This window comes from Exiguobacterium sp. BG5(2022) (assembly GCF_031844365.1).
GTDB lineage: Bacteria > Bacillota > Bacilli > Exiguobacteriales > Exiguobacteriaceae > Exiguobacterium > Exiguobacterium profundum.
In genome coordinates this window covers 302,752-316,067 of sequence record NZ_JAUZVB010000001.1, presented here as the reverse complement: position 1 = coordinate 316,067, position 13,316 = coordinate 302,752, and the positions used below count along the sequence as shown (strand labels likewise).

Sequence of the window (13,316 nt, the reverse complement as noted above, 5' to 3'; positions counted from 1 at the left end):
AGGCCCGGGGAAGGCCTACAAGATGGGAGAAAGTTTACGGTCAATAAAGGGGTTTGTGATTGATTTCACACTTATAATATACCTAGTGCAGAATCATCTGACAACCTCTTTGTGCATATTGTCACATATTGTTCACGAGAACAATAATGATTCCATTTCATCAAGAACCACTTCGAACTGATCGAGCGCTTTTAATACCGGCTCCTTCGTCGTCATATCGACGCCAGCCGCCTTCAACACCTCGATCGGATAGTCACTAGAACCCGCCTTCAAGAAGTTATCGATATAACGACGCACGGCTGGCTCCCCTTCTTCCATGATCTGTTGTGACAGTGCAGCAGATGCCGAAATCCCTGTCGCATATTGATAGACGTAGTAGTTGTAATAGAAGTGCGGGATGCGCGCCCACTCATATGAAATCTCTTCATCGATGACAATCTCGTCTCCGAAGTAACGTTTGTTCAACTCGAGGTATGTTTCATTTAAGTACTCCGGAGTGAGCGATACGCCTTCTTGAGCAGCTTGATGAATCATGTGTTCGAATTCAGCGAACATCGTTTGACGGAACAATGTTCCACGGAACGTTTCAAGCTGATTGTTCAACAAGTAGAGACGTTCTTCTTTCGCTGTTCTCGTTTTCAACAAATGGTCATTCAACAAAGCTTCGTTCGTCGTCGATGCCACTTCTGCAACGAAGATCGAGTAATCGCCATACGGATATGGTTGCGATGCGCGCGTGTAATGACTATGCACCGAGTGTCCGAACTCGTGTGCGAGCGTGAACAAGTTGTTGACGTTATCTTGCCAGTTCATCAGGATGAACGGTTGCGTATCGTATGCTCCCGAGGAGTAAGCACCGCTACGCTTACCGCGTGTCTCTCGAACGTCGACCCAACGCGAATCGAGACCGTCTTTGACGATTTGGACGTACTCTTCTCCGAGTGGTGCCAAACCATCTACCATCCATTGTTTCGCTTCTTCATACGATACTTTCATTTCGACATCTTTGACGAGTGGTGTGTAGAGGTCATACATATGCAACTCATCTAAGCCGAGCGCTCGCTTACGCAACGCGACATAACGATGTAACAAGTCGAGTCGTTCGTTTACCGCTTCTACAAGCCCGTCGTATACAGACTCCGGAATCGCATTATGATGGAGCGCGGACTGTCTTGCACTTTCAAACTTACGGACAGTCGCATAGAAGTTATCTTTCTTCACACTTCCAGATAATGTTGAAGCGAACGTATTCAAATATTGCGCGTACGTCCCGTACATCGCTTTAAACGCCCCTTCGCGAACGCTTCGGTCAGCCGATTCAAGGAACGTGATATATCGACCGTGCGTCAACTCAACTTCTTCCCCTTTTTCATTTTTCACTTTCGGGAATTTTAAATCTGCGTTGTTGAGCATACCGAACGTCGAGCTCGATTGACCAAGCACATCTCCGGCTTGTGCCAAAATCGATTCTTCCGCCTCCGTCAACACGTGTGGACGCTCTAGTGCCAACTCATCGAATGCATGACGATAAACGCGAAGTGACTCATTCTGCTCCATGAAGGCTTCAATCTGATTCTCATCAATCGAGAGCAACTCAGGTGTCATAAACGCGAGTTGTGCTGAAACTTGAGACGCAAGTGAGCCGGCACGATCATTCAATGCTTGATAATGGCTATTCGCCGTGTCTTCGTCATAGCGCATATGAGCATACGTATATAGCTTATGTAACTGACGTGAGAGATCGTCCCGAAGTTGCAACGCTTCGTGCAACGTTTCCGCCGACTCCCCAAGGCGTCCTTTAAATCCAATCAATGCCGGCACTTTCTCTTTTAACGCTTGAAAATCCGATTCCCAAGCCTCGTCATTGCTGTAGATGGTTTCTAAGTTCCATGTTTCTTCCACTGGAACTTGCTGTCTAGTCAATACCTCTGACATACGTCCACTTCCTTTTCGATGATTAAGTCGATTGTAAAATCAATCGCTGAAGTCCTTGAAACAAACGTGTATCGTGATGTCTGGCCTCCTCGTAATGCTTTGGATGCGGCCATGACCTGACATCACAGGATAGACGACTCGCATTCAAGAGTTGTTTCCATTGTACATGAAATGACTGGGAAAAGTCGCTTGTCGGTGTCACTCCAAATTGTCGACATGTTTTTTGAATACTCCATTCCACGGAATCGCGCGGTGACTCGTATCGATTCAAATAATGCACGGTCTGAAAATCAATCGGATGTACACGGATTCCCCAAAGCGATGAAAGCGGAAGGTAACAGGCGGTCGGTAATAATCCGGGTAACAGACCAAGTGGATAGAGCCGATTCAATATGAGCCGTCGATTTAGCGGAGACGGATAAATCGGCAACATGCGTTTACGACGAATCATCTCTATCCATTCAAAAGCATCGAACCGATAATAGGCTTCGTACGGTGACGTGTTCACTGAAGATGAGATTTCCCAGTTTCCGATTCCATACTTGATCGAAATCGGAAATCCATTGAAGCGTAACAATCTCCCATTTTTCACAGTCAATAACCGATGTCGCTGAAAAAGTTCTAGACGCATCCATGGTTGAAACGATTGATTGCTTCTCAAATCGAGACCGCTCGCAATCCAAACCACATCAAACCCCGCTCGTCGATAATCATTCGTTCGTTCGGCGTATTCTCCAGGTCGTAAAGGAGACGCCTGAATTTCGAACACGGTGTGCTGCCCGTCCATGTTCGTGAGGATGTCAGCCCGACGATTCTTAATCGTCACTTCTTGCTCGACAGGATAGCCATTCTCTTGAAGCCACTGGCATATTGCCCATTTATCCTGATGATGCATGACCGATTCAGCTCTCCCACAGGTGTGGATATGCGCAAAATGCAGCCGTTTCTTCACACCTTGCTTCACAATCAACATTTCTTGACAAGTCGGGCATCGAAAAGGAGCAAGTTGCTCTGCTTGCATCCGATTTAATGTAAAGGAATCAACGATATCCCCTTCCCGATCGATTGCAAACCGCATCTTGCTCCCTCCTCATAGCAATGGTGAAAACATTCTGGCTAATGATTCAACGAGTTTGATAAAGAATGACCGTTTCGCGAACTCTTCTAATACGAGTTCGTGTGACCCTTCGAAATCATCATATAAGTCTTGTTTCAGTTGATGGACTGAGTTCGTGTTATAGAGGAGCGCATTGACCTCGAAGTTCAAATGAAAGCTCCGAAAATCCATGTTCGCCGTCCCAATCGTGGCTAATCCATCATCCACCACGATGACTTTTGAATGCATGAATCCCTTCTCATATAGATAGATCTTTACACCGGCGAGTAACAGTTCTTCATAATAGGACCGACTCGCGTAGAAAACGATTTTATGGTCGGGATAACTCGGTAAGACGATGCGGACATCAATTCCTGATAATGATGCCGTCTTTAAGGCACTCATAATGTCTTCATCCGGAATCAAGTAAGGTGACGAAATGTAGACAGATTTTTTTGCAGCATTGATGAGTGAAAAGTAAATGGATTTCATCGTCTCATAAGGTTCATCCGGTCCACTCGCAACGATTTGAACCCCTCCGCTCGCACTTCTTACCGTCTCAAGCGGCTCTAGATAGAACGGTGTGAATAGGCGTTCCCCGGTCATGTAATACCAATCTTGCAAGAAAATCAGTTGCAGTTCAGATACCCCTTCTCCTCTGACATACAGATGAGTGTCGCGCCAAAATCCGAACTTAGAGTGCTCACCCAAGTACTCATCCCCTACATTCAAGCCACCTGTGAATGCCTCGGTACCATCGATGACCACGATTTTTCGGTGGTTTCGATAGTTCGTCTTACTCGAAACGAGTGGCAATACAACTGGAAAGAATGCCTGGACTTGGACACCGGCTTGCTTCATCTCTTCAAAGAACGTGCCACTCGTATGAATGGACCCGACCGCATCGTACAAAAACCGGACTTCGACCCCCGCCTTCGCCTTTTCAATCAAGATTCGCTGTATTTCCCGAGAAATACGATCTTCCCGAAAAATATAATACTCTAGATGGATGTGTCGGGACGCTCCTTTCAGAGCCGGCAATAACTTCGAGAATTTTTCACGGCCGTTCGTCAAGATTTGGGTATACGTATTCGATGAAACAGGTAATTGGTTCAACGAAGAAGTAAGATGCATCAGCTTCTCATAATCGTCGTGGGCGAACATAAGAGACGGCGACAACGTCATCGCTTTCTGACGATAGGCCAAGTATGTCTCTTCATCAAGCATCGCTTTTTCTTTGAACATACGTTTACGTCGATAGTTCTGGCCGAATACAAAGTATGCAAATAATCCGATGACTGGAAAACCAATCATGACGATTGCCCAAATGAGCGTACGTTGTGGATTTCGATTTTCAAGTAAGATGACGAGTAATATACTGAACGTTGTCAAAAAGACGAGAATCGAGAACAATCCAATTACTTGTGAGCTCCAGTAATACGATAATATCGCAATGAGTCCTGCGAGCAAAATGAGGGAAAAGAGTACTTGTATGCGTCGCAACATATTATAAGCTGACCTCGTTTCTGTCATGTATTATCATTAATTATACATCGTAACGTCATCTTTTTGAGGGGAGCGAATGAATTATGGGGACTTTTCTGATCACAGGTGCGACAAGCGGGATTGGTCGCGCCGTCGCTTTACAGTTGACTGCTAAGGGGCACCGAGTCATCGGGATCGGTCGGGATGAAACAAGAGGCGCCTCTCTCGAGTCTGATTCAAATGGACAAGCCACATTCATTCGATGTGACCTTGCTTCGACAGAGGACATCGACCATCTTTTCTCTCAGTTGAAAGAGCAAGGTGTGACCTTGAACGGATTATTTAATAACGCCGCTACTTTTGGTAGACCGGGCACACCTGAACGTTTGACACATGAGTCGTATAACGAGGTATTCGATGTCAACTTGTATGCGCTGAACACCGTCACACAACGTGCCATTCCCCTATTTGACCAAGGAGCGAGTGTCGTCAACAATGCCGCCATCGTTGGGCACGTCAAGTTTCCACCGATGCTCGCGCACTATGCCGCTTCAAAGGCGGCCGTAATAGCCTTAACTAAAACGTTCGCACACCGAATGAAAGGAAAAGTAAGATTCAATGCCGTTTGTTTTGGACCGATTGACACACCGCTCAGTCACAAGCTATATGGGGACGAAGCAAAGTTCAAAGAGGCGATGACCCACCATTTCCGGGGATATGCCGCACATCCTGAGGAAGTGGCGCCGGTCGTAGAATTTTTATTGACTGATGCTTCAACTTACATTAACGGCCAAGCCATCACAGTCGATGGCGGATATACATTGTCTTGAACAGAGACCACCTCTTCTTTAGAACAGGTGGTCTCTACTCATGTCGTCATCTTTTTAGCCCGATTCATCTTATTGCGCAAATAGTTCTGTTCTTTCGCATGAAGACGATCCCAATCAATCACATCCGCAAAATATTGAATCATGTCCTCAAATGTCGAATCGAGTGTTTCATGTGCTTGGAGGCGCGCCATTCGAATCGCCTCGAACACGGACCCCATCACAAAGATATCTCGGCTCGCATAAGTCTGCATCGGCGATAGCGATTCAAATAGAATCGTCTCAAGCGTTTTTCGTTTCACATGCCAGTCAGACTTCCCGTTCGAATACAAAAAATCACCATCTGGTAATTCACAAAGTTCTCTTAAAATATCCCCGATGTAATGAATCGCATGAATTGCCGTGTTCGGATCATTGATTCCTGGAGAGATTCCTCTTAGCGCAATCTCACTCAATTTTTCAACCGCAAATGACGGGTCTTGCATCGAAGAACGAACTTCGCCAATCTCAAACAACTCGATGTCCGGCACATCCTCACCCTTCCAGAATCCGAGTAAATCACCTTTAGCAACGAAATCCCCGACGGCTACGACGGACTCAAAGTCCGTTTCTTGATCTCCTTGCTTCTCTCTTAAAAACAATCGGATGTACCCTGTTCGCAGAGCTCGTACCGCTTGACCATCGAATGAATGGACGGATCGAGGCAGGACGAGATGAACCTCATCCGACTCAATCGCATCTTTTTGCTCGCTGATGACAGAGAGCGCTTCTTTATGTAACGCGGACAATAGACGTTCCGCCTGAATCGAAACACTGATCGTCTGGATGAACTTGACGAATGCCCAAATCGAACCAATAACTAAGAGCACACTGATCCCGGACGACAACACGACGCCTTCATCTGCCGTACGGACGAGGAATAAGTTCGAAATCCCATAAACCGTCGTCATGATGAAAAGACCGAGCGTATGCTTGGCCGACGAGTTCGTCAAAAAGTTATTGATCGTCCGGGGAGAGAACTGAGAAGAATATGTTGTCAATACGACCAGAATCGTGGAAAAACTGAACGTCATCATCGTCATCAGGCTCGTAAATGTCGAAGACAACACGGATGCCGCTGAGTCCAGATCTAAATAAATAAAGTCTGGTAATAAATCACGAAAAAAATCCCCAAACACTTGGGTTAATGCCGTTAATACGATGCCACCCATTCCGTATAAAAATGGGACAAACCATGCACTGTCATCAAGTAGTAATCGAATTCGTCTCACCATACCAACACCTCTTTACCGTCGATTTGAAAAAATCGCCTGTCCAACTGAACAGGCGATGTACCATTAAAAATAGTGACGCACTTTCGCAAAGACGTCGCCATCGAGAATGAGTTTCCCATACTCTTCTAGCATCGGTTGCGTCTGTGTACTGAATGTTAAATACTCTGCTAAAAGACTGAGTGCATTCTCTTCGTCTTCCGGTTCCATTTCATCCGGGAAATCAATCCACAAGTAGTAACGGTCTTGATAGTGGTATAGTTTCAAATCAAGATCGCTGAACATGTCTCCTGTACGTTTACTCAGCGAAATGATTGCCTCGAAATCATTTGTTTCCATCGCGAGTGGTGCCCAAGCATCTGCCTCGGCTTCAAGTTCATCCAACTCACTCAATTGGTCGAGTACCGATTGTTGATCCCGTGCCTCATCGATTGCTGATCGAAGAAGCGAACCGAGTTCAGAATCGTCTTCCGTGTCCATTACATTTTTCGCGATTGTCACAGTCACTTCTAGACCTTTTTCAAAAGCTTGTACTTGAATCCATAGTGGACCATCAAACGAGATGTCTTCACGTTCGTGAGCCTCGTCCATCATTTGCCAGAACAGCTGCTCGCCTCGTTCTCGATTGTACCAAATTTCATCACGAGCAAAACCACGTTTCTCGATATCCACGTATGTGATGAAAAATTTGACGGTATTATCATTGATGCGCTCAATTTTCACGATTGTCCACTCCCTTCTCACCTCGCTCCCAATTCACATAAGGAGGAGAGGGGAAATTGTCTTTTTATCTTTGTACCCTTTTTAACATCGTTCAATCTAGATGAAGGGTTATAACTTTATTTTATAGGAAATAATCGATAATAAAAAGCACACTGCTTAAACAGTATGCTCTCATTCATTCACAAGTCGCTGGGCTTCCTGTAATTGGAACGTCCGAACTTTACGTGGCAAGAATCGACGAATCTCATCTTCGTTATATCCGACCTGTAAACGTTTCTCATCAATCAGAATCGGACGACGTAAAAGACCTGGATATTCTTGAATCAAATCGTAAAGCTGTTGAAGAGATAACGCATCAACAGACACATCGATTTTAGAAAAGACTTTCGAGCGAGTCGAAATGATTTCATCCGTCCCGTCTTCTGTCATACGTAAAATTTGTTTAATCTCATTCAATGAGAGCGGTTCTGAAAATATGTTTCGTTCTGTAAACGGGATATCATGTTCTTCGAGCCAAGCCCGTGCCTTTCGGCAAGATGTACAGCTTGGAGACGTATAAAGTGTGACCATTTTTCTTCCTCCCTGATCGAGTATGCGTCCATCTTTTTAAGTGACTCTATTTGTATACCCAAATTCGCATCCACTTAATTATAGTAATTCTTATTTATCAAAACTTCAATGATATTCTTTATCAATCAGATATGAAAAGAGGGCGCATTCGTTGAATGCGACCTTGAACGACCTAACTTAAGACGCAGGGATTCGAGAAACCGGTTGAGACACCGTCTCTTTCCCTGGCTTGACTTGTAAGTCTTTCAGCTTTTTCTTCAATACTTCTTTCAAAAGTCTCTTTTTCTCTCGCAGAACTTTGTCACGTTCTTTCATGGCCTCTCACCCCCATACAGCGTAAGGAACCGACCGAGCATTACCGATTCTGAAAATCTTGAAGTTGCACTATATCTACATTTAAATTATAGCACACTCGTTTGTGAAATGTGAATCATTCTTACACGTTCATCTCAAATTTACACAGATATCATTTGCAATGAATTGAAGAAACCTGTATAGTTTATAGAAATAACCTTTTTATTTTAAAGGAGGAGAGCGATGATGAGAATCACTTTAGAAACGATTATGAAACATCCGGTTACCCAAAAATATTTAACTCGATCTGGCTTAAAACATGCGGTCGACGTCTGTGAACGCGCTCTCGAAATGGCAACGAAACGTGGTCTTGATACAGATTTGGCGACGAAAGCTGCGCTTCTTCATGATATCGGACACTATGAATGGTATACAGAAGGTAAATGGAATTATGATTTGTATCGTCAGAACGATATCCATGCGATTAAGGGGGCCGAACGTGCCCACAAATTATTGATTCGTTTAGGGGAAGATCCAGCCCGAGCAAAAGAGATTTCTGTCATGATTCTCTTGCACACGGATTCCTACCTACCACCGAGTCGTATTCAACGAACTCCACTTCAACAGCTCGTCCATGACGCGGACACGTATGTGGAGCAGCCAGGCGGTCTTCATCATTACGAGACAATGGAAATTGAAGATGCGTTAGCTCGCGTCCGTCTAATCGACGCCATCGTGGAACGTCTTTCTAATTTACCACGCATCTCGAACGGATAATCAGTCACCTACTTTAATAGGTGATTTTTTTGTGCAAAAAAATCCTGACTCAATAAATGAGTCAGGATTGATTTCGTTATACGAGTTGCGCTTTATACGCTTCGTACTCTTCGTCTGTGAGCGAGACATAGTGCCCCGGCTCAACTTCGCGAAGTGGCGGGATACTTGAATCTTCATCTGAACGTCCGACTGGACCTTTCGATGTCGATTCATATACGATCCGTTTACGTGTACGCTCATGCTCTGGGTCTGGAAGCGGAATCGCTGAAAGGAGCGATTTCGTATAGGCATGAATTGGGTTCTCATAAAGGCGATCTGCTGTTGCAAGCTCTACGAGGTGACCTTGATACATAACACCGATACGGTCAGAGATGTATTTAACCATCGATAAATCGTGAGCGATGAACAAATACGTCAAATCGCGATCGCGTTGCAATTCTTTCATCAAGTTGACGACCTGCGCTTGAATCGAAACGTCAAGTGCAGAAATCGGCTCATCGGCGATGATGAAGTCCGGTTCAACCGCAAGAGCACGGGCAATCCCGATACGCTGACGCTGACCACCTGAGAATTCATGTGGATAACGGCTCGCGTGCTCTTTCGTCAAACCAACTGTTTCAAGAAGGTCATATACGCGGTTCATGCGGTCTTCTTTCGTCTTCGCAAGACCGTGAATATCGATTCCTTCTGCGATGATATCGGCGACTGTCATACGCGGATTGAGCGAAGCGTATGGATCTTGGAAAATCATTTGCATCGCACGGTTGAATTTCAACTTGTCTGCCTTCGATTTTTTTTCGTGGACGTTTTCGCCTTTGAACACGACATCGCCATCCGTCGCGTCGTAGAGACCGATAATCGTACGTCCTGTCGTTGACTTCCCACAACCAGACTCACCTACGAGTCCAAGCACTTCACCTTTGTAAATATCAAATGAAATCCCGTCGACCGCTTTGACAACGCGGCCACGACCAATTTTAAAGTGCTGCTTCAGGTTTTTTACCTCGAGTAATTTCTCGCGTTCCATTATTCAGCACCACCTTTCGTAAACGATTTTGCGAACGCACTGTCTGGACGATATTTGAGAGCGAGTTCACGAATCGCGCGTGGCGGGTTCACCGCTGGCGCTTGCGGATGTAACAACCAACTCGAAGCGAAGTGTGTATCACTTACTTGGAACATCGGTGGCTCTTTCTCAAAATCAATCTTCATCGCGTATGGATTACGCGGTGCGAATGCATCCCCTTTTGGAGGATCGAGCAAGTTTGGAGGCGTACCCGGGATTGCCGGTAACGCTTCATTGCGGTCATCTGTCGGACGCGGCATCGAACCGAGAAGTCCCCATGTGTATGGGTGACGTGGCTCATAGAAAATCTCATCAACCGTTCCTTTTTCAACGAGACGTCCCGCATACATAACAGCAACACGGTCAGCCATGTTCGCAACAACACCAAGGTCGTGCGTGATGAAGATAATCGCTGTGCCGGTCTTTTGCTGAATGTCTTTTAACAGTTCAAGAATCTGCGCTTGAATCGTTACGTCGAGTGCTGTTGTCGGTTCATCGGCAATCAACACTTTTGGGTTACATGCGAGTGCGATCGCAATAACGATCCGTTGTCGCATCCCACCAGAAAGTTGGTGTGGATACTGTTTCAAGCGTGCTTCAGGGTTTGGAATCCCTACAAGTGTCAACAGTTCGAGCGTACGTTTCTTCGCATCCTCACCCGTTAACCCTTGGTGCTGTTTCAACCCTTCTGCGATTTGCTTGTAAATCGTCATCGTCGGGTTGAGCGATGTCATCGGGTCTTGGAAAATCATTGCGATGTCGCGACCACGAATTTTAAGCATTTCTTTTTCCGAAAGTTTCGCCAAGTCTTTTCCTTCGAACATGATTTCTCCGTTCGTGATTTCACCTGGAGGGTTCGGAATGAGACGCATAATTGCCTTCGAAGTAACGGATTTACCTGAACCCGATTCTCCTACGATGGCGAGCGTCTCGCCTTTTTTCAAATCAAACGAAACACCACGAACAGCCTGAACTGTTCCTGCATATGTGTGGAACGAGACCTCTAAGTCTCGGACTGATAAAATCGTTTCCATGCACGAGTCCCCCTCTTTCTTTTTTATTTACGCATTTTCGGATCGAACGCATCACGCAAGCCATCGGCAAGCAAGTTGAAGCTGACCATGAGCAAGACGATGATGATAGACGGGATAATAAGAAGGAACGGGAAAGTTCGTAGTTCTTTGTATCCATCGTTGATCAACGTACCAAGTGATGCCTGTGGTGGTTGAAGCCCGATTCCGATAAAGCTGAGGAATGCCTCGAAGAAGATGGCAGATGGAATCGTGAACATGAGTGTGATGATAATGGCACCCAATGTGTTCGGAATTAAATGTTTGAAAATCAAGCGCCCACTTGAAGCACCGAGTGTACGAGCTGCCAAGACGAACTCTTGGTTTTTGAGTTTGAGAATCTGACCTCGAACGAGTCGACTCATCCCAATCCAACCGGTGATGGCCATGGCAAGGATGATGGTGAAGACACCTGGGTCAAAGATCAAGATGAACAAGATGATCAAAATCAAGTTAGGTACACCTGTCAAGATTTCAACAATACGTTGCATGATGTTATCCGTACGTCCACCGAAGTAAGCTGAAATACCACCGTATGCAACTCCAATGATTGTATCGATGATGGCTGCGACTAAACCGATAAAGAGGGAGATTCGTGTCCCTTCCCAAATCCGCGACCAAAGATCACGACCGAGATAATCGGTACCAAACCAGAAGTTTTCTTCTACATTCTTCTGTTCGTAGAAGTCGATTTCACGACCTCCAAGTGTTGCCAACCCATCAAATCCAGCCCATTCAAGTCCAGTGACTTTAGGCGGTAGTTTTGCTTGCGAGATGTTCTGTTCGTATGCATCTCGGCTTGAGAGCATCGGTCCAAACAAAGCGAGTGCGACGAGAATTAAAATAATCGAGAGCGAGATGATAGCCGCCTTGTTTTTCTTTAGGCGCATCCATGCATCTTGCCAAAAGTTCAAACTTTTTCCGGCAATCCGCTCACCAAGCTGTTCATTCATTTCAACTGGTGTGAACATGTCTTGGTCGAACTGTTCGTAATTCTTTTTGTTTTCAATCATCAGTTATTCCCCCCAAGACGAATACGTGGGTCCACAACCCCATAGAGCAAGTCGACAAGTAAAATGATAATAATGAAGAGGGCCGAGAAGAAGAGTGTCGTGCCCATGATGACAGAGTAATCATTCAACGTGATTGACGTAACGAACAATTCTCCAAGACCAGGTACTGCGAAAATTTTCTCGATAACGAATGTACCCGTTAAAAGTCCAGCTGTCATCGGTCCAAGAATCGTGATCGCTGGGATCATCGCGTTACGTACCATGTGTTTCCATACGATGGCGTTACCCGTCAACCCTTTCGCTTTCGCGAGCGTGACATAGTCTTGTCCGGTTACTTCTAACATCTCGGTTCGGACGAAACGGGCAATTGCTGCCGTAACCCCGAGCGATAACGAGATGGTTGGTAAGATCGTATGAGCTGGAGATTCCCAGAATGCTACCGGAAGCAACTGTAATTTAACTCCAACATAGTACTGAAGGAGGGCTGCAAAGACGAATGATGGGACGGAAATCCCGATTACCGATACGAACATTGAACCATAGTCAATTGCCGTATTGTGACGAATCGCCGCAACAACACCCAACAATACACCTAATAGAGTTCCAAGTACTAATGCCTGAACCCCTAATTGTGCCGATGGACCAATTCGTTCCATAATCAACTCAGTTACTGGACGGTTAGCCGTACGGAACGATACGCCAAGGTCACCTTGTAGCATGTTTCCAATGTACGTCGCATAGCGGACCGGAAGCGGATCATTGAGTCCGTAGCGGTCATTCAACAATTGAATTTGTGATTCTGTCAGTTTTTCCTGGTTCTGATAAGGCGAACCTGGGAGCAGGTCCATCAGGAAGAACGTGAACGTGGCAATCAAGAAGAACGTGATGAGGCCGTAAGTCAGCCGTTGTAGGATATAACGTCCCATGAATAAAAACCCCCTGTTTTGTCTAATTCTTTCTACTACTTGCACCAACAGCTTCACTATGACATATGACCTATTTTTCAAATTCACAAAATGAAAGGAATTTTCTGAAAGAATAGCTTATACGTCATCTCAAGGCTCTTAGTACAGCGACTGAAAATAAAGAAAATTCTTTTCAGAGATTATTCTGAATTTTCACTGTTACTACATTATACTTTACCAACAAAACATTTGAACAGTATTTTCTCATACTTCGCTAGAATTTT

The 13,316-nt window shown here is 45.3% G+C and carries 13 protein-coding genes; 2 read left to right on the top strand and 11 right to left on the bottom strand.

The genetic code is table 11. The features are described 5' to 3' along the window. Positions 1-132: 132 nt before the first annotated feature. The 3 genes from pepF to cls are packed head-to-tail and all read right to left on the bottom strand — an operon-like array spanning position 133 to position 4,537. Positions 133-1,935, bottom strand: a complete 1,803-nt coding sequence (gene pepF, locus Q9R25_RS01590; protein ID WP_311282732.1) for an oligoendopeptidase F — start codon at positions 1,933-1,935, stop codon at positions 133-135. Positions 1,936-1,957: 22 nt separating this feature from the next. Further along, positions 1,958-3,013 (bottom strand): competence protein CoiA, encoded by a 1,056-nt coding sequence (locus Q9R25_RS01585; RefSeq protein WP_215244086.1) that lies wholly within the window; start codon positions 3,011-3,013, stop codon positions 1,958-1,960. A 12-nt stretch (positions 3,014-3,025) separates the two neighbouring features. Beyond that, a complete protein-coding gene (gene cls, locus Q9R25_RS01580) occupies positions 3,026-4,537 on the bottom strand; it encodes a cardiolipin synthase (protein WP_015881221.1) in 1,512 nt (503 codons plus the stop codon). Between the two features lie 83 nt (positions 4,538-4,620). Between cls and Q9R25_RS01575 the strand changes: the two genes are divergently transcribed. Further along, complete coding sequence (locus Q9R25_RS01575) at positions 4,621-5,346, top strand: SDR family NAD(P)-dependent oxidoreductase (RefSeq protein ID WP_311282731.1); 726 nt, start codon at positions 4,621-4,623, stop codon at positions 5,344-5,346. 38 nt (positions 5,347-5,384) lie between these two features. Here the strand turns inward: Q9R25_RS01575 and Q9R25_RS01570 are convergent, their stop codons facing one another. The 4 genes from Q9R25_RS01570 to Q9R25_RS01555 form a co-directional block, all read right to left on the bottom strand. Further along, positions 5,385-6,617, bottom strand: a complete 1,233-nt coding sequence (locus Q9R25_RS01570) for a DUF2254 domain-containing protein (protein WP_311282730.1) — start codon at positions 6,615-6,617, stop codon at positions 5,385-5,387. A 63-nt stretch (positions 6,618-6,680) separates the two neighbouring features. Next, complete coding sequence (mecA, locus tag Q9R25_RS01565) at positions 6,681-7,337, bottom strand: adaptor protein MecA (RefSeq protein ID WP_015881218.1); 657 nt, start codon at positions 7,335-7,337, stop codon at positions 6,681-6,683. A 171-nt stretch (positions 7,338-7,508) separates the two neighbouring features. After that, positions 7,509-7,907 carry a transcriptional regulator SpxA gene (spxA, locus tag Q9R25_RS01560; protein ID WP_015881217.1) on the bottom strand — a complete coding sequence of 133 codons (399 nt, stop codon included), beginning with the start codon at positions 7,905-7,907 and terminating at the stop codon, positions 7,509-7,511. Between the two features lie 177 nt (positions 7,908-8,084). Next, positions 8,085-8,222: a hypothetical protein gene (locus Q9R25_RS01555; protein WP_015881216.1), complete on the bottom strand. Its 138-nt coding sequence runs from the start codon at positions 8,220-8,222 to the stop codon at positions 8,085-8,087. A 222-nt stretch (positions 8,223-8,444) separates the two neighbouring features. Here Q9R25_RS01555 and Q9R25_RS01550 point away from each other — a divergent pair, with 222 nt between their 5' ends. After that, positions 8,445-8,978, top strand: a complete 534-nt coding sequence (locus Q9R25_RS01550; RefSeq protein ID WP_074037421.1) for an HD domain-containing protein — start codon at positions 8,445-8,447, stop codon at positions 8,976-8,978. Positions 8,979-9,054: 76 nt separating this feature from the next. On the opposite strand, the gene Q9R25_RS01545 is transcribed toward Q9R25_RS01550, so the two are convergent. Genes Q9R25_RS01545 through opp3b form a run of 4 tightly spaced genes read right to left on the bottom strand, consistent with a single transcriptional unit; the run spans position 9,055 to position 13,053 of the window. After that, positions 9,055-10,005, bottom strand: coding sequence for an ABC transporter ATP-binding protein (locus Q9R25_RS01545; RefSeq protein WP_074037423.1), 951 nt, complete (start codon positions 10,003-10,005; stop codon positions 9,055-9,057). Next, positions 10,005-11,078, bottom strand: coding sequence for an ABC transporter ATP-binding protein (locus Q9R25_RS01540; RefSeq protein WP_015881213.1), 1,074 nt, complete (start codon positions 11,076-11,078; stop codon positions 10,005-10,007). The genes Q9R25_RS01545 and Q9R25_RS01540 overlap by 1 nt, the downstream gene beginning before the upstream one ends. Positions 11,079-11,101: 23 nt before the next feature. Then, entirely contained in the window at positions 11,102-12,127 is a 1,026-nt protein-coding gene (opp3C, locus tag Q9R25_RS01535) for an oligopeptide ABC transporter permease (protein WP_074037425.1), read from the bottom strand. Continuing rightward, positions 12,127-13,053 (bottom strand): oligopeptide ABC transporter permease, encoded by a 927-nt coding sequence (gene opp3b / locus Q9R25_RS01530; RefSeq protein ID WP_074037427.1) that lies wholly within the window; start codon positions 13,051-13,053, stop codon positions 12,127-12,129. The genes opp3C and opp3b overlap by 1 nt, the downstream gene beginning before the upstream one ends. Between the last annotated feature and the right edge of the window lie 263 nt (positions 13,054-13,316).

Coding starts and splice junctions, on each gene's coding strand:
- pepF (WP_311282732.1), bottom strand. CDS start 1,935: ATGTCAGAGGTATTGACTAGACAGCAAGTTCCAGTGGAAGAAACATGG.
- Q9R25_RS01585 (WP_215244086.1), bottom strand. CDS start 3,013: ATGCGGTTTGCAATCGATCGGGAAGGGGATATCGTTGATTCCTTTACA.
- cls (WP_015881221.1), bottom strand. CDS start 4,537: ATGTTGCGACGCATACAAGTACTCTTTTCCCTCATTTTGCTCGCAGGA.
- Q9R25_RS01575 (WP_311282731.1), top strand. CDS start 4,621: ATGGGGACTTTTCTGATCACAGGTGCGACAAGCGGGATTGGTCGCGCC.
- Q9R25_RS01570 (WP_311282730.1), bottom strand. CDS start 6,617: ATGGTGAGACGAATTCGATTACTACTTGATGACAGTGCATGGTTTGTC.
- spxA (WP_015881217.1), bottom strand. CDS start 7,907: ATGGTCACACTTTATACGTCTCCAAGCTGTACATCTTGCCGAAAGGCA.
- Q9R25_RS01555 (WP_015881216.1), bottom strand. CDS start 8,222: ATGAAAGAACGTGACAAAGTTCTGCGAGAGAAAAAGAGACTTTTGAAA.
- Q9R25_RS01550 (WP_074037421.1), top strand. CDS start 8,445: ATGATGAGAATCACTTTAGAAACGATTATGAAACATCCGGTTACCCAA.
- Q9R25_RS01545 (WP_074037423.1), bottom strand. CDS start 10,005: ATGGAACGCGAGAAATTACTCGAGGTAAAAAACCTGAAGCAGCACTTT.
- Q9R25_RS01540 (WP_015881213.1), bottom strand. CDS start 11,078: ATGGAAACGATTTTATCAGTCCGAGACTTAGAGGTCTCGTTCCACACA.
- opp3C (WP_074037425.1), bottom strand. CDS start 12,127: ATGATTGAAAACAAAAAGAATTACGAACAGTTCGACCAAGACATGTTC.
- opp3b (WP_074037427.1), bottom strand. CDS start 13,053: ATGGGACGTTATATCCTACAACGGCTGACTTACGGCCTCATCACGTTC.